At 41.7% G+C, this 25600-nt stretch carries 21 protein-coding genes; 12 read left to right on the forward strand and 9 right to left on the reverse strand.

Features of this window, described 5'->3' with window-relative positions; genetic code table 11:
* Positions 1 to 11 precede the first annotated feature (11 nt).
* From FFF34_003645 to FFF34_003655, 3 genes are all read left to right on the forward strand, one after another.
* Positions 12 to 1136 carry an efflux RND transporter periplasmic adaptor subunit gene (locus tag FFF34_003645; GenBank protein ID TSD66511.1) on the forward strand — a complete coding sequence of 375 codons (1125 nt, stop codon included), beginning with the start codon at positions 12 to 14 and terminating at the stop codon, positions 1134 to 1136.
* A 78-nt stretch (positions 1137 to 1214) separates the two neighbouring features.
* Positions 1215 to 4394, forward strand: a complete 3180-nt coding sequence (locus FFF34_003650; protein TSD66512.1) for a multidrug efflux RND transporter permease subunit — start codon at positions 1215 to 1217, stop codon at positions 4392 to 4394.
* A gap of 415 nt (positions 4395 to 4809) precedes the next feature.
* Positions 4810 to 5328, forward strand: coding sequence for a hypothetical protein (locus FFF34_003655; protein ID TSD66513.1), 519 nt, complete (start codon positions 4810 to 4812; stop codon positions 5326 to 5328).
* 84 nt (positions 5329 to 5412) lie between these two features.
* On the opposite strand, the gene FFF34_003660 is transcribed toward FFF34_003655, so the two are convergent.
* Positions 5413 to 6552 carry a pyridoxal phosphate-dependent aminotransferase gene (locus FFF34_003660; protein ID TSD67949.1) on the reverse strand — a complete coding sequence of 380 codons (1140 nt, stop codon included), beginning with the start codon at positions 6550 to 6552 and terminating at the stop codon, positions 5413 to 5415.
* 247 nt (positions 6553 to 6799) lie between these two features.
* Here FFF34_003660 and FFF34_003665 point away from each other — a divergent pair, with 247 nt between their 5' ends.
* The 3 genes from FFF34_003665 to bioA are packed head-to-tail and all read left to right on the forward strand — an operon-like array spanning position 6800 to position 9481.
* The gene (locus FFF34_003665; protein TSD66514.1) at positions 6800 to 7774 is read left to right on the forward strand and encodes a cation transporter; all 975 of its coding nucleotides are present in this window, start codon (positions 6800 to 6802) and stop codon (positions 7772 to 7774) included.
* On the forward strand, positions 7767 to 8219 hold the full coding sequence (locus FFF34_003670) for an NUDIX hydrolase (protein ID TSD66515.1): 453 nt from the start codon (positions 7767 to 7769) through the stop codon (positions 8217 to 8219). The genes FFF34_003665 and FFF34_003670 overlap by 8 nt, the downstream gene beginning before the upstream one ends.
* Positions 8216 to 9481: an adenosylmethionine--8-amino-7-oxononanoate transaminase gene (bioA, locus tag FFF34_003675; GenBank protein ID TSD66516.1), complete on the forward strand. Its 1266-nt coding sequence runs from the start codon at positions 8216 to 8218 to the stop codon at positions 9479 to 9481. The genes FFF34_003670 and bioA overlap by 4 nt, the downstream gene beginning before the upstream one ends.
* A 72-nt stretch (positions 9482 to 9553) precedes the next feature.
* Here bioA and FFF34_003680 read toward each other — a convergent pair whose 3' ends face one another.
* From FFF34_003680 to FFF34_003690, 3 genes are all read right to left on the reverse strand, one after another.
* Complete coding sequence (locus tag FFF34_003680; protein ID TSD66517.1) at positions 9554 to 10201, reverse strand: hypothetical protein; 648 nt, start codon at positions 10199 to 10201, stop codon at positions 9554 to 9556.
* Between the two features lie 77 nt (positions 10202 to 10278).
* Positions 10279 to 12366, reverse strand: coding sequence for a DUF4131 domain-containing protein (locus FFF34_003685; protein TSD66518.1), 2088 nt, complete (start codon positions 12364 to 12366; stop codon positions 10279 to 10281).
* A gap of 62 nt (positions 12367 to 12428) precedes the next feature.
* The gene (locus FFF34_003690) at positions 12429 to 12764 is read right to left on the reverse strand and encodes a MerR family transcriptional regulator (protein ID TSD66519.1); all 336 of its coding nucleotides are present in this window, start codon (positions 12762 to 12764) and stop codon (positions 12429 to 12431) included.
* Between the two features lie 890 nt (positions 12765 to 13654).
* On the opposite strand from FFF34_003690, the gene alaS reads away from it, so the two are divergent.
* Positions 13655 to 16483: an alanine--tRNA ligase gene (gene alaS / locus FFF34_003695; GenBank protein ID TSD66520.1), complete on the forward strand. Its 2829-nt coding sequence runs from the start codon at positions 13655 to 13657 to the stop codon at positions 16481 to 16483.
* A gap of 256 nt (positions 16484 to 16739) precedes the next feature.
* Here alaS and FFF34_003700 read toward each other — a convergent pair whose 3' ends face one another.
* The gene (locus FFF34_003700; GenBank protein TSD66521.1) at positions 16740 to 17360 is read right to left on the reverse strand and encodes a hypothetical protein; all 621 of its coding nucleotides are present in this window, start codon (positions 17358 to 17360) and stop codon (positions 16740 to 16742) included.
* A 212-nt stretch (positions 17361 to 17572) separates the two neighbouring features.
* On the opposite strand from FFF34_003700, the gene gatB reads away from it, so the two are divergent.
* The 3 genes from gatB to FFF34_003715 all read left to right on the forward strand — a co-directional run bounded on the left by gatB (position 17573) and on the right by FFF34_003715 (position 20952).
* Positions 17573 to 19042 (forward strand): Asp-tRNA(Asn)/Glu-tRNA(Gln) amidotransferase subunit GatB, encoded by a 1470-nt coding sequence (gatB, locus tag FFF34_003705; protein ID TSD66522.1) that lies wholly within the window; start codon positions 17573 to 17575, stop codon positions 19040 to 19042.
* Between the two features lie 3 nt (positions 19043 to 19045).
* Positions 19046 to 20167 carry an AhpC/TSA family protein gene (locus tag FFF34_003710; GenBank protein TSD66523.1) on the forward strand — a complete coding sequence of 374 codons (1122 nt, stop codon included), beginning with the start codon at positions 19046 to 19048 and terminating at the stop codon, positions 20165 to 20167.
* 98 nt (positions 20168 to 20265) lie between these two features.
* Positions 20266 to 20952 (forward strand): response regulator transcription factor, encoded by a 687-nt coding sequence (locus FFF34_003715; GenBank protein TSD66524.1) that lies wholly within the window; start codon positions 20266 to 20268, stop codon positions 20950 to 20952.
* A 53-nt stretch (positions 20953 to 21005) separates the two neighbouring features.
* Here the strand turns inward: FFF34_003715 and FFF34_003720 are convergent, their stop codons facing one another.
* Positions 21006 to 21557, reverse strand: coding sequence for a hypothetical protein (locus tag FFF34_003720; protein ID TSD66525.1), 552 nt, complete (start codon positions 21555 to 21557; stop codon positions 21006 to 21008).
* Between the two features lie 114 nt (positions 21558 to 21671).
* On the opposite strand from FFF34_003720, the gene FFF34_003725 reads away from it, so the two are divergent.
* Positions 21672 to 22391, forward strand: coding sequence for an RluA family pseudouridine synthase (locus FFF34_003725; GenBank protein TSD66526.1), 720 nt, complete (start codon positions 21672 to 21674; stop codon positions 22389 to 22391).
* Positions 22392 to 22470: 79 nt separating this feature from the next.
* Positions 22471 to 24003: a hypothetical protein gene (locus tag FFF34_003730; GenBank protein ID TSD66527.1), complete on the forward strand. Its 1533-nt coding sequence runs from the start codon at positions 22471 to 22473 to the stop codon at positions 24001 to 24003.
* A 1-nt stretch (position 24004) separates the two neighbouring features.
* Here FFF34_003730 and FFF34_003735 read toward each other — a convergent pair whose 3' ends face one another.
* The 3 genes from FFF34_003735 to FFF34_003745 form a co-directional block, all read right to left on the reverse strand.
* A complete protein-coding gene (locus FFF34_003735; GenBank protein TSD66528.1) occupies positions 24005 to 24439 on the reverse strand; it encodes an Rrf2 family transcriptional regulator in 435 nt (144 codons plus the stop codon).
* 64 nt (positions 24440 to 24503) lie between these two features.
* Entirely contained in the window at positions 24504 to 24788 is a 285-nt protein-coding gene (locus FFF34_003740) for a SelT/SelW/SelH family protein (GenBank protein TSD66529.1), read from the reverse strand.
* Positions 24789 to 24806: 18 nt separating this feature from the next.
* A complete protein-coding gene (locus tag FFF34_003745) occupies positions 24807 to 25535 on the reverse strand; it encodes an NUDIX hydrolase (protein ID TSD66530.1) in 729 nt (242 codons plus the stop codon).
* Between the last annotated feature and the right edge of the window lie 65 nt (positions 25536 to 25600).

The raw sequence follows: 25600 nt of genomic DNA on the forward strand, positions 1-25600 counted from the left end.
AAACATTGAATATGAAATACAATTATATATACTGCATTGCCGTAATGGCATTAATTACAACCGCCGGCTGCAAAAGCAAGAGCGATAAGCAAGGTGCCGGGGCAGCATTACCACCAACCCCTGTTTATGTTACCGAAGCTAAAAAGGCCGAAGCACTTTATTATGATAAATACCAGGGCCAGGTAGTGGCATTAAATTCTGTTGAACTGCGCAGCCAGGTAGCCGGCTTTATTACTGGTATATTTTTTAAAGAGGGCGATGTAGTACAAAAGCACGCTCCATTATATGAGATAGACCGCCGTAAATATGTAGCCGCCTATGAGCAGGCAAAAGCTAACGTAAACAGTGCCAAGGCAAATTTAGTAAAGGCCCAAAAAGATGTTGACCGTTACAATATGTTGTTAAAGAACGATGCGGTTGCGCGCCAAACTGTAGACCAGGCTACGGCGGCTTATGCCACCAGCCAGGGGCAGGTTGCAGTATCCGAAGCGGCACTTGCATCAGCAGCTACCGATCTTTCGTATGCTACCATAAGGGCACCATTTACAGGCCGCATAGGTATATCGCAGGTTAAGTTGGGTGCACAAGTTACACCGGGTACTACATTGTTAAATACCATATCGGCAGGTAACCCTATGGGGGTTGATGTGGTAATAAACGAGCAGGATATCGATCGTTTTTACAAACTGCAAAAAAACACTACAGATACCACCTTTAAACTACAGTTAGCAGATGGTAGCACTTATCCTTCAAACGGTAAAGTATTCGCTATTGATAGAGGTGTAAACAATGGTACAGGTAGTATTAAGGTAAGGATACAGTTTGCCAACAATAAAGATGTTTTAAAAGATGGCATGAGCTGTGTTTTACAGGTGTTAAACGATGCATCAGGCGAACGGGTGCAGATTCCATATAAAGCCATTACCGAGCAAATGGGCGAGTTTTTTGTGTTTATATCGCAAGATACAATTGCCGAGCAGCGTAAGGTTACTTTAGGCCCGCGTATACAAAGCGATGTTGTTGTATTAAGCGGAATAAAAGAAGGCGAAAAAGTGATAACGGATGGTTTCCAGCGTTTGCGCGATAAAGGAAAGATCACCTTAGGCCCGCCGCCTGCAGCACCGGCCGCTAAATAACACGGTAAGGAGTTATAAAACTTAATAGCTAATACGGGATGATATCCCGCGATTTTTTAAGCAAACAGAATATAGATAATGATCGCAGATACTTTTATACGACGCCCGGTTACCGCGATAGTGATATCGCTGGTTATTGTTATAGTCGGCATTTTATCCATACTGAGCCTGCCTATCGGGCAGTATCCCGAAATTACACCGCCAACTGTACAGGTAACAGGTACCTATACGGGTGCGGATGCCTTAACGGTTGAGCAAACCGTGGCTACCCCTGTAGAAGTGCAGGTAAACGGTACCCCCGGCATGACCTATTTGCAAAGTAACAGTACCGGAAACGGCGCCATGAGCATGACGGTTAACTTTGAAGTAGGTACAGATATTAATATTGCCGCGCTTGATGTGCAAAACCGTGTAGGTATAGCCTTGCCAACCTTGCCGCAAGAGGTACAGCGTTTGGGTATGATAGTGCGTAAACGTAACCCAAGTATATTAATGCTTGTGGCTATGTACTCGCCTAAAGGAACACACGATGTAACCTTCACCGATAACTATACCAACGTATTTATAAAGGATGCCTTGCTGCGTACAAAGGGCGTGGGTGACGTATTTACCCGTGCTGATGATTTTAGTATGCGTATTTGGTTAAAGCCCGATAAACTGGCTGCCTTAAATATGAGCGCTGCCGATGTAACCGCGGCCCTGCAAGAGCAAAACGCCCAGGTAGCTGCCGGTACAGTTGGTGCCACCCCGCAAATGAAGGGGCAAACCTTTGAGTATACGGTATTGGTAAAAGGCAGGTTAACAACCAAGGCCGAGTTTGAGAACGTGGTGGTAAAAACACAACCGGGTACAGGTTCGGTAGTGCATTTAAAAGATGTTGCCCGTGTTGAGTTAGGTAAATTTAACTATGCAGGTAATTCGTATGTTGATGGTAAAAGAGCATCATACCTGTTAATATACCAGGCACCGGGCAGCAACGCTATCGAAACTGCCGACAATGTAACTGCTACCATGAACGAATTGAAGAAAACATTCCCTACGGATGTTGACTTTGTGGTTCCTTTTGAATCGGTTACGGTTGTAAAGGTATCATTAGATGAGGTTATCGAAACACTAGTAATAGCCCTTGTGCTGGTTATTGTGGTAGTGTTTTTGTTTTTACAAAACTGGCGTACAACGCTTATACCCGTACTGGCTATCCCCGTATCTATTATAGGTACTTTCATCTTTTTTATTCCGCTGCATTTTACCATTAATACGCTTACCTTATTTGGTTTTGTATTAGCCATAGGTATTGTGGTAGATGATGCTATTGTGGTGGTAGAGGCTGTACAGCATTATATGGACGAGAAGGGCATGTCGCCAAAAGAGGCTACCGAGCATGCCATGCGCGATATATCCGCACCGGTAATTGCCATCGCTTTAATTTTGGCGGCGGTGTTTGTACCGGTAGGTTTTGTACCGGGCATTGTAGGTCGTTTATATCAGCAGTTTGCCATCACCATCGCTATATCGGTATTAATATCGGCATTTGTGGCGCTATCGCTTACACCTGCTTTATGTACCATATTGCTGCGTCCTCATAAGATCGACGATAAATCTACCGGTTTAAATAAACTGTTCTACAAGTTTAACCAATGGTTTGACAGGGTTACCGGCCGTTACCGTAATGCGGTAGATAAAGGTATTAAACACTCCAAATTCATCATCATTATATTGGTATGTATTGTAGTGGGTACTATATTCATCTTTAAGGCAAAACCATCAGGCTTTTTACCGCTTGAGGATGAAGGCCGTATATATGTAACCTACGATTTGCCCGAAGGCTCATCAACAGAGCGTACAGTTACTGTGCTGCACCAAATGATGGCGGTTTTAGATAGTGTACCTGCTATAAACCATTACGCTGCTTTGGGTGGATTGAACGCGGTTAACTTTGCTACAAAATCTAACAGTGCAACCATATTTGTACAGTTAAAACCATGGGAGCACCGTAAAGATAAACAGGATCAGCTAAATGGGGTTATCGCTACTATTCAGAAAAAGCTGGCGCGCTTTAAAGAAGCAAGTGTGGTAGTAATTTCGCCGCCAGCTATACCTGGTTTAGGTAATACAGGTGGTTTCTCATTCATCTTGCAAGAAAAACAAGCGGGTGGCGATATCAAGAATTTTGAAAAGGTATTACAAACATTTACGGCAGCGGTTAACAAACGCCCGGAGATTGCCAGGGCTTTCTCGTTCTTTGGGGCGCATACACCTGCATACCAGCTAACTATTGATAGGGAAAAGGCCAAAAAATTGGGTGTTGCACTATCTGATGTTAACAATGCATTGCAAACTTATATGGGTAGCGCCTATATTAACGATTTTACCGTATATGGCCGTAACTTTAGGGTAGTGGCCCAGGCCGATACCAATTACCGTACTAATATTGATAACATTGGCCAGTACTTTGTGCGCAACTCGGCGGGTAGTATGGTGCCTTTAAGTACACTTACCAGTTATAAATTGATTGAGAACGCCCCTTTAATATCGCATTATAACCTGTTCCGCTCGGCCGAGATAAATGGTAGCACCAATCCCGGCTATAGCAGCGGCGACGCTATTACGGCTTTAAAGGAAGTAGCCGCACAAACCTTGCCGCAAGGTTACGGCTACGAGTTTTCGGGCTTAAGCCGCGAGGAATTGTTATCCGGCTCTAAAACGGTATACATATTTGCCTTATCAATAGGCTTTGTGTTCCTGTTCCTGGCAGCGTTGTACGAGAGTTGGTCGGTGCCGTTTTCTGTACTATTGGCTGTACCATTGGGTGCGTTTGGAGCAATATTGTTTTTGTGGTTTGCACCGGGCCTTACCAACAACGTTTACGCGCAAATTGGTTTAATAACGCTGATAGGTTTAGCAGCTAAGAATGCCATTTTGATAGTGGAATTTGCCAAAGAACGTGTGGATAGGGGTATGGAACTTGAAAAAGCCACATTAGAAGCTGTAAGGCTTCGTTTAAGGCCTATCATCATGACATCGATGGCCTTTATATTAGGTGTATTACCACTGTTGTTTGCATCGGGCGCAGGTGCCGAGGCACGTAAAACAATAGGTTTTACAGTATTTGGCGGTATGCTTACCGCAACATCGCTGGCTATATTTATTGTGCCGGTGTTGTTTTACATTATTACCAGGTTTGCTTACGGTAAAGAAAAGCTTGCCGAACTCGAAAAAAATTACAAGCCCGACCCCGAAACGGATCCGGAAATATAATATAGTAAGAGCCTCCTGTACCCGGGAGGCTTTTTTATTTTACCCCGATTTGCTATTAGCTTAATGTTATGGCACTGTTAAAATAGCCGTTTGCAGTTGCTTAAACCCTATGTTTTGTACCCATAACACTCCAAAAAATCTTAAATAGAACACTTATTTTAAAAAGGTGTACACTTTTAAAGCTATCAACAATTGTTAAAATCTTCAATTTAACAATCGCTTACAATTGAGTTTAGGTGATAAATCACTCGGCTGATTATCAGCTGGTAAGCCCCTAAAAAAGCGGTATAACAAAGTTTTTTAAGCTATCGGGCTATTAATTATAATAGCTAAAAGGCCATAATGGCAAAGTATTTGTTTATGGGCTGTTATCACAATTAAAATTGTATTAATAAATAACACGACTATGAAAACAATGACAAAATTAGTAGCAGCAGCATTTACAGCAGCAGCTATATTTTTAGGAACAAATGTTAATGCACAGTCTACCCCTAAAAGCGCTTTCCGCTTTGGTTTAGGTTTAGAAGTAGGTGCACCAACCGGAAATGCTCATGATTTTTCGAAATTTGAGTTAGGTGGTACCGCTCGTTTACAATACGGTGTTGCTGATAACTTGGCTTTAACGCTTACATCAGGTTATTACAATATGTTTGGAAGAGAGATAGGTAACACAGGTGCTAACTATAATGATTTGGGTATAGTGCCTTTAAAAGCAGGTGTAAAAGCCTTCTTCTCGCAAAACTTATATTTTGGTGCAGAAGTTGGTGCCGGTTTCGAAACTAATGGTGCAAGCAATACTAAATTAATTGTTGCTCCGGGCCTTGGTTGGGCTAACCGTACTTGGGATATAGGTGCACGTTACGAAAACTTTAGCGGCCAGGGTTATAACTATGGTTTAGCCGGTTTACGTATAGCTTATGGCTTTGCATTGTAATAACAACAATTAGAAAGCTACATTCACAAAAAAGGCCTTACGAATATCGTAAGGCCTTTTTTATTGGTAAAGTTAGTGTATCGCTTACTTTAATTTGCCTAAAGCTTCTTTTATACGGCGTACAGCTTCTATCAGCTTATCCTCAGCCGCCGCATACGATATACGGATAGATTTTTTATCGCCAAAAGAATCGCCGCCTACGGTAGCTACGTGTGCTTCTTCTAACAGGTAAATGCTTAATTCATCGGCATCATTTATGGTTTTGCCATTATAGCTTTTACCAAAAAACGACGTTACATTAGGGAAGAAGTAAAAGGCGCCATCCGGCAGGTTTACTTGTACACCTTCAATGTCTTTAAGTAAAGCATAAACAATATCGCGGCGTTTTAAAAACTGGTCGCGCATTTGGTGAACAGTTTCCAGTCCACCGTTATAGGCAGCTACGCCCGCTTTTTGGGTAATAGAGCAAGTGCCCGATGTTATTTGTCCTTGCATTTTATCACAGGCTGCAGCAATTTCGCTGTTACTTGCGGTATAACCTATGCGCCAGCCGGTCATGGCAAACGCTTTAGAGAAACCGTTAATAATAACAACGCGGTCTTTTATATAGTCAAACTGAGCGATAGATTCGTGGCCACCAATAAAGTTGATATGCTCGTAGATTTCATCACTTAAAATGTATACATGCGGGTGTTTTGCAAATACTTTGGCTAAACCTTCCAACTCGGCCTTGCTGTAAACGCTGCCCGTAGGGTTACATGGTGACGAGAACATGAATAGCTTGGTTTTAGGCGTAATTGCCGCTTCCAGTTGCTCTGGTGTTATTTTAAAGTTCTGTTCAACAGTAGTATCAATAAATACACTCACCCCTTCGGCAAGTTTAACCACCTCCGAGTAGGATACCCAGTATGGGGTAGGTATAATCACCTCTTCGCCGGGGTTTACTAAACATAATACAGCATTAGCTATAGCTTGCTTGGCACCGGTTGATACCACAATTTGCGTATCGGTGTAATCAAGGTTATTCTCAGTTTTTAGCTTATTTACCACAGCTTTGCGCAGATCAGGATAACCTGCTACAGGGGTATAATAAGTAAAGTTTTTATCCATGGCTGTTTTTGCAGCATCCTTTACATATTCGGGGGTATGAAAATCAGGCTCGCCAAAGCTAAGGCTGATCACATCTACACCTTTTGCAGCCAATTCGCGGCCCATTTTAGCCATTTTAATGGTCTGAGATTCTGACAGGTTGTTTATCCTGTTACTTAATGCGCTCATATATGTTATGTGTTATTGCGGCAAATATAGAAAATTACTTTGCTGCTAACCTTGCAGTATTTTATAAATTTAAGCAACAGAGGGCCTTAACTATTTTACCACCCGCAGAACTATATATTTTTAGGGTTGTTATCATCATCAGAAGAATAACGGGTTGGAATTTTTGTAAGTTTGGCCCTCTAAATAATTTGGTTTGAAGGAGCAAAAAAGGATAATTCTGCTATCACTCATCACAGGTTCCGTTTTAATGGTGATGAAGTTTGCTGCCTATGTTTTAACAAACTCCAACTTTGTATTAACCGATGCTGCCGAGAGCATTGTAAACGTTGTAGCCAGCTCATTTGCATTTTACAGCATTTACCTGGCATCAATGCCCCGCGACGAGAACCACCCTTACGGGCACGGTAAGGTGGAGTTTTTTTCGGTATTTATCGAGGGAGCATTAATAGGTATAGCCGGGGTAATTATTATCCTTAAATCGGCCTATAGCATATTTAACCCCGAAGCGATACACGACCTGATTTTAGGTGCGGTTATAATAGGCACAACAGGCCTTATAAACGGCGTTTTGGGCTATTACATGATACGCAAGGGCAAAGCATTGCCATCCATCACCATTGAAGCCGACGGCCGCCATTTACTTACCGATACCGTTACCAGTACAGGTTTGGTTGTGGGTTTAATACTGATACAGGTTACCAAAATATTATGGCTGGATAGTGCCTTATCTATTTTAGTGGGCATATATATACTATACACCGGTTATAAATTGATACGCCGCTCGGTTGCCGGTTTAATGGACGAAACCGACTTTATAGTAGTAAACGAGGTGGTAAAGGTTTTAAGCGACCAGCGCCACGAGGAGTGGATAGATATACACAACCTGCGCGCGCAAAAGTATGGTAACGAATTGCATATAGATTGCCATTTAACCCTGCCTAATTATTTCGATCTGAACCGGGTGCACGATGAGGTAAAACTGGTAGAAAAGCTAATAAACACCGAAGCAGGAATTAAAACAGAGTTGTTTATACATACCGACCCTTGCTTGCCCTACTGCTGCCACTATTGCAGCATGCCCAACTGCCCTATACGCAGCGAGGCCAAAACCGAAGAGATACCCTGGACTATGGAAAAAGTAATGCGTAATAAAAAGCACTATGAGTAACGGCAAAAACTTTTTTAATGTACGGGTTTACGGCCTGCTTATAAACGACGCCAACGAGGTATTGATAAGCGATGAGCAGGAATACGGCTTTAAAATGATAAAATTCCCTGGTGGGGGGCTTGAATTTGGCGAAGGGCTTTTAGACGGCCTGAAGCGCGAATTTATTGAAGAGTGCAATACCCAAGTAGAGATCATCAGTCATTTTTATACTACTGATTTTTATGTGAAGTCGGCTTTTAACAATTCGCAGATCATCAGTGTTTATTACCTGGTGCGAAGCGTGACCGAGCATAAATTCACCACCAAAACAAAAGTGTTTGATTTTGACGACGAAGGAGACATTCTTCAGTCGTTCCGTTGGGTAAAACTGTCTGATTTAACGGTGGATCACTTCACATTCCCCACAGACCAATACGTTGCTGAACTATTAATAAAAACAATATGAACCTGGTTAAACGCGACCTGCAAGTAATATGGCACCCCTATACGCAAATGAAAACTGCCCAGCCACCCATACCTATAGTAAGGGGAGAAGGCACTTGCTTATTTGCCGAGGATGGTAAGAAATATATCGACGCTGTATCCTCATGGTGGGTAAATATACACGGGCATAGCCATCCATACATCGCCCAAAAAGTTGCTGAACAACTAAACAAGCTGGAGCACGCCATTTTCGCCGGCTTTACACACCCCGGGGCTATTGAACTGGCCGAACGCCTGCTAAAGCTGCTGCCGCCAAACCAGGCAAAGGCATTTTATACCGATAACGGATCAACCGCTACCGAGGTGGCTATAAAAATGTGCCTGCAGTACTGGCATAACAAAGGCCAGCAGCGTACTAAAATTATAGCCTTTAAAAACGCGTATCATGGCGATACTTTTGGTGCCATGTCTATAAGCGGGCGCAGTGCGTTTACCGCCGCGTTTGATAGCCTGCTGTTCGAGGTGGAGTTTATTGATTTACCGGATGATACAAACATAGATGCCATTAAACAGCATATATCAGGTATAAAGGCCGATACCGCATGTTTTATATTTGAACCACTGGTACAGGGCTCGGCCGGTATGCTGATGTACGAAGCCAGGCACCTGGATGCCTTAATGGCGCATTGCCAAACCGAAGGCGTATTGCTAATTGCCGATGAGGTATTCACCGGGTTTGGGCGCACCGGCAAATCATTCGCTTGCGACCATGTACAAACCCAGCCTGATATCATGTGCTTTTCTAAAGGCCTTACAGGCGGTACCATGGCATTGGGCCTAACCACCTGCACGCAGGCCATTTACGACGCCTTTTTATCTGACGATAAGATGAAAACGCTGTTCCATGGCCATTCGTACACCGCTAACCCGGTAGCATGCGCGGCAGCACTGGCCAGTATGGACTTGTTTATAGACCCATCAACACAGCAAAATATAAATAGGATAGTGGCCAAACATTCGGCTTTTGCTGCCAAAATTGGCGGGCACAGCTCCATAAGAACAACCCGCCAAACAGGCACTATATTGGCTATGGAATGGGAAACGGGCAACAATACATCGTATTTTAGCAACCTGCGCGATAAGCTGTACCATTATTTTTTAACCGCCGGTATCATACTAAGGCCTTTGGGTAACGTTATTTACATATTGCCGCCATATTGCATTACCGATGCTGAACTGGAGCATGTATACAACACTATAGAAAAGGCGCTGGACGAAATTTAGCATATCCCTTTACAAACAAAAAGCCCTGTAATGTTAATTACAGGGCTTTTTGTATTTTTAATACGGTATGGCTTAGTTACCGCCGCCAGCCATTGCTTTTAGGTCTTCTAACGATATCCTGTCAAAATCGCCGGGGATAGCAAATGCACCTTTAGGCGCTTTAGCATCGGTGATAGATTTTAAGGTTACGTTAGCTTCCTGGCCTTGTTGTATAGTGGTAAACTGTACCGGGAAACCGCCTGCTGTAGCATAAAACCTGGTGTAGCTGTTTACAGGGGCAGTAATATCTTTAGTAACCCATGCAACATACGCCTTGCCGCTTTTTGTTTCTTTTACGTCAACCTTTGTACAGTTAAAGCCGTTGATCACTTTAGTTTCGGTACCAGGTGTGAAGGTAAAAGTAGGCTCGCTTTTTTTAGCCTCTTCCATATCGGCAGGGGTTAAAACAACTGCTTTTTTAATAGATGCAACAGGCACATCAACTAAAATTGCAAAATAAGCGGCTTTAAGGTCAGATATCAGCTTAATATTAGCCGGGCCTTGCTGCGTTTCGGCAACAGATGAGTCTCCTTTAAAGGTTAACTTCGACTCCACTTCTCCCTGTGCGGCAGATAGCGTGTAAGTGGCAACACCTTCGGTATAAGCTTTTTGAGCGCTTGCGCTAATGGCTGTTGCAGAAAGGGCAATACCCAGGGCAACAGTAAATAATTTAAATTTCATGTTTTTAGTTTAATGATTACAATTTAGTGTGTTATTAACTCTTGTGCAAGTTTTTTTAAAATCTTTTAAATTTGATATTAATTAGATAACACCGTTACCGATTTGTTACGCCTTAATATCCTATAATTTAAATGCTGTTTTCTAAGCAAAGGCTCCAATTGCTTAATGTATTGGTCAGAATTGGCCGCATCTAAAATAACCTCGCCTGTACCTTTATTAAGTGCATTAGGATACCCGCTTGTATTGTCGCTTATAAACAAATAGTTAATATCAAAACCTTGCGGAATAGACTTAATAGGCGCCTCATCGTTTAATATCAAAACAGTTTTATTTAAAAACCTGATAAAGTTGTTTTGCTTGATCATATAAGGGAGCTGCACAGGGGCATTAAAATTAACCACACGGTAGGTACTTATCCGGTTGCTATCCAAACATGGCTGTATAGCATAGGTAAAGTTGCGGTCGGTATCGGCTAAATCGGTAACAACCACACCCGTGTTGCCATTTTTAAATACAATACCACGGTGCTTGCGCAGGTTTAAAAATGTGATGGATCGGGTACTGTCTGCCTTAATATGTTTATAGCTTATACTGATGCTGAAAAGCAGCAAGCAAAAGGCCGCTATTTTTATTAGCCATGCTTTTCTATCAAACATAAAATAAAACAGTAAGAATATGATAACCGACATTAATAGGTATTCTACTTGGGTTAGCCATATTTTATTGATGGATGCAAAAGGTGCATGCTCTATAACGCTTAAGCCCTTATTCATTACCATAATGCACTTATCTAAAAAGTAGCCCAATGCCTTTGATACAGCCGGTATTTGTGGTAGCGCTAAAAGCAGCAGGCCGCTGTACATAATTAAGCTAACCGGTATAATAATGAAAAGGTTGCTCAGTAAAAAGTAAACCGGGAACTGGTGAAAGTAATACGCGCTTAGCGGGAAGGTAATAACCTGCGCCGCTATTGATACCGAGCAGGCCAGCCATAGCTTGTTCAATATGGTATTTTTAAAAGTGAACCATTTATAAACAATAGGCTGGAATACTATTAAGCCGGCAACCGCCAGGTACGATAATTGAAAGCCAACATCGGTAATTAAAAAAGGATCGTACAGTAAAAGTAAAAAGGCTGATGTGGCCAGCAAATTAAGCGAGTTGATGTAGCGGCTATATGCCTTGCCGCCAATAACCAAACTTATCATTAACGCGGCCCTGCATACCGCCGGCGAAAACCCCGATAGCAGGGAATAAGCCCATATAAGGGCGATGATGACAATAGCCTTAATTGTTTTACCACGCTTGTTGTTGCTTAAAAAACTAAGGGCCCAGCTAAGCAGCAAATAAATAATGGCCACATGCCCGCCCGATACGGATAGGATATGTATAGTACCCGTTTTTGAGTAAGATTGCAATACATCGTTACCCAGATCAGCCTTGTAGCCCAGTATAAGGGTTGATGCTACCGCTGCCGCGGTACTATCGGGCATGTTTAGCTTTAGCTTTTTTACCAGGTTTTGCCGCAGCCTTAATGCATAAGCTATTACTGGGTTGCCTTTTGCAGCTGCTACAACCGTGTATTGTTTGGGGTAAATAAAGGCTTGGTAATAAATGTTTTTGTTGGCTAAATACCGCTTGTAGTTAAACTCGCCGGGGTTAAAGGGCGGGTCGGCAGCCTGGTATTTGGCAGGTATTAAAAGCTCTTCGCCATAAAATAAGTTTTGGGCAAGCTCATCCTTTATGGTGATGAGCAACGAGCCGCTTGCGGGGGTGGCAACGCCATTATTAACGCGCTGTTTAACACTTGCCGTAAAGCGGGTAAGGTCGTTTTTTATAACGGGTTCGCTGTTAATAACAACGGCAAGGTATTGGGCGGGTTTACCTGCAAAATGCTTGTTGTTGTTAAGCTCGTTATGCTGATAGGTGAATATCCACCCCAATAAAAACAATATAATATACATTAACAAGCCGCCCAGCCAGCGAACCTTAAAAACGGGCAAGCGCGAGTAGGCAAAGTTTAAAATGATAAATGTAATACCTATTGCGCCTGATATCCAAAAAACAAAAGGGGGCAGGGTATAGCTCAGTCCGCAGGTAATACCGGCTAAAAACGGGAGCAGTAAAATAACAACGGGGATCTCACCCTTGTGATTAGCGATCATATAATATTCCGCAGCGCCTTGTGATAGGTTTTGAGAAATAAAAATAGAGTATTAGCGGCAGATTACAACTGGTCCCGAACTTCCAGCAGGAATTTTTTCATGTTTTCTAACGAATTGATCACGCGCTGGTTGTCGCGGCTTTCGCCCATGTTGTTTTTAAGGTGGTCTTTAGCGCCTTGCAGGGTGTAGCCCTTATCGCGAATAAGGTGAAAAATGATCTTGAAGTTTTCTATATCCTCGGGGGTAAAGTAGCGGTTGCCCTTTTTGTTCTTTTTGGGCTGCAATACATCAAACTCTTTTTCGTAAAAGCGTATCAACGATTGGTTAACATCAAACATGGCCGAAACCTCGCCCATGGTATAGTACATTTTGCTGATCTCGCGTTCTTTGTAAGGCATATACAAATGTAAAGTTTATTTCGGATTTCGGATTTTCAATTTCGGATTTTTAATGTATAGCCGCGATACTTCGCGGCTTTTATCTTCGCGGTTCATGTCCCCTCAGGTCTCCTGAAAGGGACCCTGAGGATGCCTCGCTACCTCAGGGTCCTCTGCGAGAGACCCTGAGGGGACGGGAAATTAAAAAAACGGTCATCCTGAACTTGTTTCAGGATCTCACAGGACGGTAATAGCCATGCTGTCCACCTTTCTGATCTCGCACATGGATGTGAGATGCCGATCCGCCAGCCAGCGGACGGCATGACGCCTTGTTGTATATTTTTTACATTATGTCACCTTATAGTTTTCTGAAAATGACCATTAGGATACCACGATCAATAAATAAGCCCGGAACACATGTACGATTTAGTGTATAATTCTGTATAATTTCCACACAAAAATTTTACACTTTTGCACTGCAAATCTGTTTGCATATAAGTGATATTTATGACAGCTACCGAAATTATGTCCCCTCAGGGTCTCCTGAAAGGGACCCTGAGGATGCCTCGCTACCTCAGGGTCCTCTGCGAGAGACCCTGAGGGGACGGAATAGAGACACGAAGTATCGTGCCTCTACGGGTGGAAATAAAGATTAATCAGATATTTAACGTAGAGCCGCGATACTTCGCGGCTTTTTGCCCTCGCGGGTTTTTTGTCTTCGTGGGGCTTTCAGGTTCATGATTTTTTTTACTTTATGTCACCTCATAATTTCCCGAAAGTGACCCTGAGGAAGTCACGATCATTAAATAAGCCCTTAACACATGTATGATTTAGTGTATAATTCTGTATAATTTCCACACAAAAATTTTACACTTTTGCACTGCAAATCTGTTTGCATATAAGTGATATTTATGACAGCTACCGAAATTCGCCAGGCTTTTCTTGATTTTTTTGCTTCAAAGGGACACGTAATTGTGCCCAGCGCGCCTATTGTAATAAAAAACGACCCCACCCTTATGTTTACCAACGCGGGGATGAACCAATTTAAGGATGTGTTTTTAGGCGAAGCACCAGCCAAAGCGCCGCGCGTGGCCGATACACAACGCTGCCTGCGTGTTAGCGGTAAGCATAACGATCTGGAAGAGGTTGGTATAGATACCTATCACCATACCATGTTTGAGATGCTGGGTAACTGGAGCTTTGGCGACTACTTTAAAAAGGAAGCCATTGCCTGGAGCTGGGAATTGCTGACCGAAGTGTACAAACTGCCTAAAGACCGCCTGTATGTAACCTATTTTGAAGGTGACGAAAAAGAAGGTTTAGAGAAAGATACCGAAACCTACAACCTATGGAAACAGTATGTAGACGAGGCGCATATATTGCCCGGCAATAAAAAGGATAACTTTTGGGAAATGGGCGAAACCGGCCCTTGCGGACCATGTTCGGAAGTGCATTACGATAGTCGCCCGGATAGTGAACGTGCTGAAAAGCCCGGTTCTGAATGGGTAAATGCCGACCACGACCAGGTGATAGAGATTTGGAACAACGTTTTTATGCAGTTTAACCGAATTTGGGACGACGAGAAAGGTGGACTTAATGGTTTGCTTGCAAATGTAGATCAATACGCAGCCTTATATAAACAAGAAGTAAAAACCAATCCTGATATATTAGACCCTAAAAAGCACAGACAAATTAAAGCAGTTGATTATAGTAAACTTGTAGATTTACCTGCTAAGCATGTAGATACCGGCATGGGCTTTGAGCGATTGGTGAGGGTGCTGCAGGGTAAAACAAGTAATTATGATAGTGACGTTTTTCAGCCGCTGATACAATTCATTGCTGAGAAAAGCGGAAAAAAATATCATCCTGAAATCACAAAGCCAGTAGGAACTTCAATTGGAGCTATGTTAGACTTCGCAGAAGGTTGGGGACAATCTGTGGCTATGCGAGTATTATCTGATCATATTCGCGCCATTAGTTTTGCTATTGCTGATGGTCAACTTCCATCTAATAATAAGGCAGGTTATGTAATACGACGTGTTTTACGTCGTGCTGTTAGATACCAGTATCAATATTTAAATTTTAAGGAGCCATTTTTAAACCAACTCGTGCCTATACTGGCTGAGCAGTTTAAAAATGTTTTTGATAATTTATACCATCAAAGGGAATTTGTTCAAAAAGTTGTACTTGAAGAAGAAATTAGTTTTTTACGGACCCTTCAAAAAGGTATCTCTCAATTTGAAAGTTTTATTAGTGGTTTGGCTCAAGAAGTCCATGAGGGTGAATATCCGAAAATTATTCCAGGACAATTTGCATTTGAATTGTCAGATACCTATGGATTTCCTTTGGATTTAACAGAACTAATGGCAAGTGAGGAAGGCTGGACGGTGGATGCTGCCGGTTTTGAGATTGCCCTTCAAGCCCAAAAAAACCGCTCCCGTGCTGCTACCGCCATTGATACCGGCGATTGGACCATGGTTAAGGATGAGGACGAGGCCGTTGAATTTACAGGGTATGATGAAACCGAAACCATTGCCCACATTATTAAATACCGCAAGGTAACCGCCAAGGGTAAAGAGCAATACCAGATCGTTTTGGATAAAACACCTTTTTATGCCGAAAGCGGTGGCCAGGTAGGCGATAAGGGTGAGCTGGTTTTTCCTAACGGCGATATCATTGAGGTAACAGATACCAAAAAGGAAAACGGGCTGATCGTTCACTTTACCGATAAACTGCCATCAATGCCTGGCGATGCCCTAACTGCCATTGTAGATGCAGAGCGCCGTGGCGGTACAAACAACAACCACAGCGCTACCCACTTGCTGCATGCCGCCATGAAACAGGTTTTAGGCAGCCACGTGAACCAAAAAGGCTCGCTGGTAAACGCGGATTACCTGAGGTTCGATTTTTCGCACTTCGCCAAGGTAACCGATGATGAACTGGCACAGATAGAGGCTATTGTGAACAGTAAGGTACGCGAGAACATCCCTTTAAAAGAGGAACGCATGGTAGCCTACCAGGAAGCTATCACCAGTGGTGTTACCGCCCTGTTTGGCGAAAAGTATGGCGAGTACGTGCGAGTAATCACCTTCGACGATAACTTTAGCAAGGAGCTTTGCGGGGGTACCCACGTTAAGGCCACCGGGCAAATAGGGTACTTTATCATCACCTCCGAAAGTGCCGTTGCAGCAGGTGTGCGCCGTATAGAGGCTATTACCGGCGCCGCTGCCGAGCAGTATATAAACGAGCAGGCCAAACTGGTAAACCAGGTTAAGGAGTTGCTTAAAAACCCTAAAGACGTAGCCAAAAGCATTGAAACCCTGCTGGACGAAAACGCAAAGCTTAAAAAGGAAATAGAGAAGTCGGTACTTGAAAAATCATCCGGTTTAAAGGATGAACTGGCTAAAACGGCCGAATTGATCAATGGAGTTAACTTCATCGCCCAAAAGGTTGAACTGCCCAGCGCCGACGCCATAAAAAACCTGGCCTACAATCTTAAGGATATTGTACCCAACTTGTTTTTGGTACTGGCTGCCAATATTAACGATAAGCCAAACCTAACTGTTATGATAGCCGAAAACCTGGTTAAGGAAAAAGGCTTGCATGCCGGCAATATTATAAAAGAGTTAGCCAAAGAGGTAAAGGGTGGCGGGGGCGGTCAGCCGTTTTTTGCCACTGCCGGGGGTAGCGATGTGAGCGGTTTGGATAACGCTTTGGCGAAGGCCAAAACATTTTTGTAGGTGCGCAACGGGTTGCCGAAAAAATTACCGGCAAACAAAAATGTGGTGTTTTACTTGTTTTTTTGCTAAATAATGTTATCTTAGTAAACCAGGCCAAACGAATTAAAACGAAAAAAAAAGAAAATCTCCCGCATAGCAACCAAAAAAGTGAAAAACTTTATAGAGGGCTGTGGAATAAAGAATAAGGATTACAAAAAAGAGGCTGTCTAATAAAGACAGCCTCTTTCGTTAATATATAACGGGAAGATTCTTAAACTTAATGACGTCCTTTATGGCCGTTATCGCCATGTCCGCCGGGTCGGTTAACTACTCTGGTGTGGCTTACCACGCGTGTATTACCATGTGCAGGCCTGTTAATCACACGGCTACGGCTAACTACACGGGTATTGTGGTGTGCCGGCCTGTTTACATAGTGGGTGCGGTTAACTACCCTGTTTGGCCTGTTCACATAATGTGTTCTGTTTACTACACGTGTATGGTTTATTACCCGTGTTTTATAGTGGTCGCGTACTATGATTTGCCTGTCGTAGTTGCCCCGGTAACGGCCATAATGCGCACGGTCGTAGTTATAATAGCGGTATGCCCTCGGGCGGTTTACAGCAACCTTATAGCCATTGCTAATGTTGTACGAGCTGTAGCGGGGCGGCAATTCGCGCCTAAAAACCCACGTACCGCCGTTTAAATACACATATTGGTGTGTAGGTACGTAATAATAACTATCTACATCCGGTAAATAATAGTAATCCACATCTGCATATTCCGCTGGTGGATTCCAGGTGCCAATGTTAAGGCTAACGTTTACCTGGGCTTTGGTTTGGGTAACAGATGCTGCAAGCATAAAGCCGCTTACCAGCATCCCTAAGAGTATTTTTTTCATGGTATCGTCTAAAAATTTAGTGGGCATATACAAATTGCATGCCTGTTATACAGACGGGCATATTTACAAAAGGTTTAACAAAACACTGCCTCCCGTGAGTAGTAGCAATTAATAGTCTAAGGCTGTGGTTTTTAAAAAATAGCTATGATAAATAACTAATAACACTATATTTGAAAGGTTTGATCAAGGCTGAAAACAGCTGAATATATGGTATGGCAGTTCTACAAAACAGCGTTAGTGATAAGTACGAATTAGTAGTAGGGTTAGAGGTTCACGCGCAATTATCCACATTAAGTAAGGCATTCTCCTCAGATTCAGCGGCTTTTGGCGCCGAACCTAACCGTAATGTTAGTGTGATATCATTAGGGCACCCCGGTACCTTACCCCGCATCAACAAAAAGATGGTAGAGTATGCGGTAAAAATGGGTTTAGCCTGTAACTGTTCTATCAACCTGCAAAATACTTTTTCGCGCAAAAACTACTTCTACGCCGATCTGCCTAAAGGTTTCCAAACCACTCAGGATCAGCAACCTATTTGTATTGGTGGCGCGGTTACCGTTCGTTTAGCTGATGGTACAGTAAAAGATATTGCCATTCATCACATACATATGGAAGACGATGCCGGCAAAAGCGCCCATGATCAGCACGATGAATACTCCCTTATCGACCTGAACAGGGCAGGGGTACCCCTGATTGAAATTGTATCTGAACCCGACTTGCGCAGTGCAGAAGAAGCCGGGCAATTTTTAACCGAAATACGCCGCACACTGCGTTATTTAGACATTTGCGATGGCAATATGGAAGAAGGCAGTATGCGCTGTGATGCCAATATATCCGTAAGGTTGAAGGGCGCAATCCAATACGGCAACCGCTGCGAAGTAAAGAATTTGAACTCGATACGTAACGTTCAGCGTGCTATTGAGCACGAGTTTATACGGCAGGTAGAAGTTATAGAAGCCGGTGGCCATATCGATCAAAATACGCTTAACTTTAACGCAGATACAGGCGAAACATCCGTTTTACGCTCAAAAGAAATGGCTAACGACTATCGCTATTTCCCTGAACCTGACTTATTGCCTGTACAAATAACTGATGCTGAGCTTGCGGCTATACGTAAAAATATGCCGGCTTTACCTAAGCAACTACACGCTAAATATACAAATGAGCTCGGCCTGTCTGACTATGATGTCGGCGTAATCACCGCCGATAGGGAGCTTGCCGCATATTTTGAAGAGGTAATTAAACATACAACCAACTATAAATCCGCTGCTAACTGGTTAATGGGGTCGGTAAAATCGTATATGAACGATAATAACATCAGTATTGCCGAAATTAGCATTAAACCTGTAAATTTAGCTGCTTTAATAAAGCTGGTTGATGACGGTAAGATCAACAATTCGGTTGCTGCACAAAAGTTATTTCCGGTATTGGTTACCACTGCAGATAAGCACCCGGATGAATTAGCCAAAGAGCTTAACTTGCTTATCAGTGATAATAAAAGCGAAGTTGACGAATTTATTAAGGCCGCGTTAGCTAAATTTCCGGACAAGGTGATAGAGTACCAAAAAGGGAAAAAAGGCGTTTTAGGCTTGTTTATGGGCGAAATAATGAAAAGCTCGAAGGGTAAGATAGACCCGCAAAAGACCAACCAATTATTAATAAAAGAATTAGAATCTAAATAGTATATGAGAACCAGTTTATTATCGTGTATTGCATTATTAGCTGCGCTTTTCGCTACCTCATGCAAATCCGGAGACAGTTTTGTTGTAAAAGGCGCCCTACAACACCCCGGTGCTGTAAAAACGGTTTATCTTTTAATGGCAGATAGTACTCAAGTAAGTGTTATTGATTCAACAACTCTGAACGAGAAAAATGAGTTTGAATTTAAGCATAACGCACCGTTTGCCAACTTATATAAATTACGCATAGGTGGTAACGTGTTTGACCTTGTTGCCAAAAACGGGGATGAGATCAATTTCAAAACAGATGTGGCAGATATGTCGCATAGCTATGAGGTAAGCGGATCAGAAACATCCGAAAAAATTAAGGAGTTTAACAAGATCAGCAACTTTTACGGAGATAAAAACAGTAAGCTATCTGACGAGTATACCGAAAAATCGGCTGCTTTAGGTAAAGAATCTGATTCCTTGTTGAAGATTTATATGCCGCAATTCCAAAAAAATATCAGCGATTACAGCGAAGCGGTTTTAAAGTTTGTGGCTGATAACAAAAAATCATTAGCAGGGTTTTATGCCATTACCTCGTTGGATCAGCAAAAGTACGAGCAGCAAATGGTTGCTTATGCAGACGAGATAAGGGGCGATTTTAAAGATAACCCCGCTGTGCAAACCTTTGTTAAACAAATGGATGCAGCAAAACCGGTATCAATAGGGCATAAGGCACCTGAATTTATAATGTTAAGCCTTCAGGAAAAGCCGGTAAAGCTATCAGACTACAAGGGTAAATATGTCTTGGTAGATTTTTGGGCATCGTGGTGCGTGCCTTGCAGGCAAGAAAACCCTAACGTAGTAAAGCAATATAAAGCCTTTCACTCAAAAGGATTTGAAGTATTGGGCGTATCGCTTGATACGGAAAAGAAAGACTGGAAAAATGCAGTTGATAAAGACGGCTTAACCTGGACGCATGTATCTGAATTAAAGCGCTTTGACGGCCCTACAGAACGTGTTTACCGGATTGAGGCCATACCATCTAACTTTTTGATTGACCCCCAGGGAGTTATTGTTGCCAAGAATGTTACCGGCCAGGACCTTGAACAATTTTTAAATAAAACGTTTAATAAACCTTAAGTAACGGTTAATATATGTTAACAGTTAACAATTTGTTAATATATAGTTTACTATAAGCTTGCATTAAGGTTATACTTTTATGCAAAATTAAATGTTACATGAGCAGTTCAAAGCAAAAAATATTAATTGTTGACGACGAACCGGATATTTTAGAGCTGATAGAGTATAACCTAAAAAAAGAAGGTTACCAGGTGTACAGCGCCCGTAATGGGCAGGAAGCTGTTGCCGAAGCTAAAAGAACCCAACCCGACCTTATTGTGCTGGACATTATGATGCCTAAAATGGACGGTATAGAAGCCTGCCGTATTATGCGTACAATGCCCGAGTTTAAAAATACCTTTATGGTTTTTTTAACAGCCCGCAGCGAAGAATATTCAGAAATTGCAGGCTTTAATGTTGGTGCCGATGACTACATAGCTAAGCCGATAAAGCCACGCGCTTTGGTAAGCCGCATAAACGCAATTTTGCGCCGTAACTCACCGCCGGAAGAAGTGGTAGATAACAAACTGGAAATAGGCGACTTAGTAATAGACCGTGAGGCTTATTTAGTGTATAAAAAAGGCGTAAAAGTAGTTTTAGCCAAAAAGGAATTCGAATTATTATACTTGCTGGCCTCTAAACCCGGCAAAGTTTACACCCGCGAGGTAATATTAAAAAATATTTGGGAAGACTCGGTAGTAGTTACTAACCGTACAATTGATGTACATGTACGTAAACTGCGGGAAAAACTTGGTGATGATTGTGTATCTACCGTTAAGGGTGTAGGATACAAATTCGAAGCATAACAAAACAAAAAAGCGCCTTGCACAGGCGCTTTTTTCATATCACTCTATTTTAATTATTTAGCTACAGCAACTTTTTTTGCTGCGCTAACCTTAGTTGTTGCTTTGGCATCAATAGCTTTAGCTTTTGTTGCCGCTTTTGCCTTAACTGCTGTTGCGGCTTTTTTAGCAACAGTGCTGTCTGCTTTCGCTTTTTCAGTAATAGCCATGGCTTTTGTGTCTGCTTTGGCTTTTACATAAGCAACATCCTTTTTAGCTTTATCAGTAGTTTCGGCTACTTTTTTAGCCACGTCCTTTTTGGTAGCCGTTACCTTTTTTGCTACGGTTGTTTTAGCAACAACAGCTTTTTTAGCGGCAGTATTTTTTTTCGCAACTACTTTCTCTTTGATGCTGTCGTATTGGTCTTCAGCTTTTTCTTTCAGATCATCAAATTTATTTTCTGCTTTGTCTTTCAAGTCTTCTGCTGTATCTTTTGTGCCGTCCCAAAATTCTTCTATTGTTTCCTTTATTTTTTCGAAAAACCCTTTTTCTTCAGGTTGAGTCTTTTTTGTGCTCATGTTTTTATGTTTAGATAGATGTTGTTGATTGTTAGGTATTAACAGCAGCAACAAAAAAAAGTTTGTAATAAAATATTGAAGTGGTTTTAACCTTATTTGTACCTGTTTTACAAAAGCCGGTTTAACTAACCGGCTTTTGTTTTTTTAAGCGTATTTTTGCCTGCTATGAAGTTTCCCAAGTTTGCCGACCTGATCTTGTTTGAAGATGATGATATTATTGTAGTTAATAAACCACCTTTTATTAGCTCGTTAGATGAGCGTGAAGGTGGCGAGGTAAATATGCTGCGCCTGGCGAAGCAATATACCGATGACGCGCAGATATGTCACCGGTTAGATAAAGAGACTTCAGGGGCGCTTATTATAGCCAAAAACCCCGAAGCTTACCGCGCCGTATCTATGCAGTTTGAACGACGTAAAGTAAAAAAAGTATATCATGCTGTTATTGATGGTACACATGTATTTGATAACCTTTTAATTGACCTGCCTATACTTAATGTTGGCAAAGGTAATGTTACTATAAGCCGCCAGGAAGGTAAGCGCGCCGAAACCTGGTTCCAGTCTTTAAAATACTACAAACATTATACATTAGTAGAGTGCCGCCCGGTTACCGGCCGCATGCACCAAATACGCATCCATTTAGCCACTCAGCGGGCTTCAATTGCCGGGGATGATATGTATAAGGGCGAATCGGTATTTCTTTCTAAGATCAAACGCAAGTACCATTTAGGCAAAGATCAGGAGGAGTTGCCTATTATGAAACGTTTTGCCCTGCATGCATACGAGGTTACCTTTAAGTTGATGAATAACGATGATATCACTATACATGCCCCATACCCTAAGGATTTTGATACCTTATTAAAACTATTGGATAAGTTTGACTTATAGTTTCCTTTAATTACTTTATACAACACTTTTGTTTAAGCCCTAGTAACATTTTAAGGCATAGTAGCGTATTGTAAATATTTTGATATACAAACGCTTGTTTTTACCGCAAGCTATTGTAAATTTATACAAAAACCGCCGCATGCTTAAAAAGCTTTGCACCCTTATCGCTTTTTTTACACTCCTGTTTACCGGCTCGTTGTATGCGCAGCAGCCTATACAGCGTGATACCCTTATAGATATAATTCAACAGAAAGACCAGTTAGAGCGGGAAAAAAGACTGATCAGATTTATAAAAAATTATTTTCAGAATGCACCGGCTACACAGTCTGCGAAAGGTGCGGATACAATTTTGCAATTGCTGGTTAAGTATAACTTACCTGACAGCGACGCGTTTGCAGCCTTTATAGATGGGCTTTCTTTTAATAAAACAAAGGATTTGAAAAGCGCCGGGCTTAAAATGTTAAAGGCCGTGCAAATAGCTGCCAAGTTAAAAGACTCCTATCTTTTGTACCAGTTTTTAAGCCATTTAGGTTTTATACAAACCGATGAGGGCAACTTTATTGGTGCGGTTTATAGCTATCGTATGGCTAAGAAAGAGGCTCTAACGTTAAAGGATAATTATTTGCAGGCAATATTGGATGTTAATATATCTGATCTGTATTATAAATCGGGTTTGTATGCGCAATCTATCAATTATTTGGATAAAGCATTGGCATTAACAACCGCTAAGGATGTAAATAATAAGAAAGTGTTACGGACCGTAATTTATTATAATAAGTCTGAAAATTATTTCAGGATGCATAATTACGATTCGTTAATTACTTATCACAAAAAACTGCTCTCTCCTGAAAACGTATCGTACAAAATAACTACATATAGGGCAAGAACAGATTACTACTTAAGCTTACTTAAACACAATTACCCAAAGGCAATTAAACAGATAATTGCATTAAAGCAAAATCCTCGGTACACTTTTAGCGAATTGGAAGACCTGCACCTTTCTGATGCTTATTACATGAATGGGCAATTAGATTCGGCGCAAGTGTTAGTGAGTAGATTATTGAGCGTAGCGACAGATAATAATCATCCCGAAATAAAGTATCATTTATATGAAATACTGGCACAAATTGCGGAAAAAGGGGGTGACACCAAGCTTGCTGCAATGAATTATGAATTGGCGTTGAAGGAATCGCAGGAGAATAATTCGCGCATTACGCAGGTAGGTAATATATCATCGCAAATAAAAATTGACGAGACCGAGAGCTCTTATAATCAAAAAGCAGAAATATATGAGCGAGAGCGCCTATGGTTGATCTTTACGGTAATTGTATCGGCTTTAATAATAGTAACTATTGCCCTGATATACCGTAATGGCAAGCAAAAGCGGCATTACGAAAAATTGCTTTTCGCTGCTAAAAAAGAAGAGTTGGCTTTTATAAATTCACACGAGGTTAGAAGGCATCTAACCAATATTTTAGGAATTATAGACATATTAAAGCACAGTGAAAACAAACAAGAGGATTATGCGCAGGTAGAAGCCCATCTTTTAACATCGGCCGCACAATTAGATAAAGCTATTAAAAACATCTCCGAGAAACTTAACGAGGAGTAGATTAGATATTGATAAGCGTATTCTCTCGTGCTATAATATCGGCTATACTGGTTTCCGACAATATTTTTAACGATGCATCACGCACCTCAATAAATACATCACGTATACCGCAAGTATGTTCCTGATGACATTCGTCACAACGGTGATAGAAATTTAAGCTTGCACAGGGTACCATGGCAATAGGGCCATCGGTAATACGCATAATGCTAACCAGGAAAATTTCTTTAGGATCCTTGTTAAGGCTATAGCCGCCGCCGGCACCTTTTTTACTGTATAAAAAACCGGCGTTACGCAAATCCAGCAGAATTTGCTCCAAAAACTTTTTAGGTATCTTTTCTATCTCCGCTATTTTAGAGATCTGCATAGGCGGCTTATCCATGTTTTTGCCCATGACCACCAATGCCTTTATTGCGTATTTAGTTTTTTTGGATAGCATCTGTTTTAATAACGTGCAAAGCTACATAAAAGAATTTTGTTAACCTTACTATTCAAATGTAACATCATCCTATACTTTTATCTGAATGGCCTAAACGTTTATCGGGGCAAACGGCATCCCTTACCATTTGTTTTAACTCCTTTATTTCGGGGAAGCGGCCATGTTCTTTGCGGTCAAATATTACCGCTTCATTAACTCTTATATTGTATTTACCGCCGGTTTCACTTGGTTGTAGTGTTACGCCGTATATGTCATTGTTAAAAGTAGTTAGCAGTTCCTGCGCCATATAGGCGGCACGCATCAGCCAATTGCATTTGGGGCAATACTCAATGGTGATGGTGGGTTTCATTGCCATAAATATAAATAACTATTTTGATATAAACCTATACAAGTAGGGTGCTTTATGTGCGCCGCCGCTATATTTTTTAGCTTCGCGCTGTAGTATGCCCATACCAAGTATTTTACGCTGAAAGGCAGGCCGAAGTAGCTTTTTATCCAATATCGTTTCGTAAAGGGCCTGCAGTTGGCCCATTGTAAACTCATCGGGCAGCAGATTGAAGCCTATCAGTTTATCATCAAGCCGGGCGCGTAATGCTTCTAAAGCTTTTTGAATGATATGATTATGGTCTTGTATCAATACAGGTAGACTACTTAATTCGTACCATGCACAACCGTCAAATATCTTATCAGGTGTAGGGGTAACTTTAGTAAAATCAACTAAAGCAAAATAGCCAACACTAATAAATCGCTGAAAAAGCCAATGATCAGGATCAGGGGCCACGCCATCACCTTCAGCAAAAGCTATAAATGGTGATGGGTCGTGTCGGGCAAGGTTGCCAAATACATGAAACTGTTCTAAAAAAATGGAAGTTAAACCGGTACGTTCAGATGCTACCCGTTTTGCCGCTTCATCCAAATTCTCATCTAATCGTATAAAGCCGCCAGGCAGCGCGTATAAACCTGTCCGGCTGTACTGCATTAGCAGCACCTTTAATTGGTTGTCATGAAAACCAAATATAACTGCATCAACAGCCAGGTTATGTATAAAACCATGCCCGGCAGGATCCGCTTCGTTTATGTTGGATATGGTTTTCATTTAATTTATCAAATATTTGATAATGCCAATAATACAAATTATTATTGTAACATAATGATACAATA

Origin of the sequence: Inquilinus sp. KBS0705 (assembly GCA_005938025.2) — a bacterium.
Taxonomy (GTDB): Bacteria; Bacteroidota; Bacteroidia; order Sphingobacteriales; family Sphingobacteriaceae; genus Mucilaginibacter.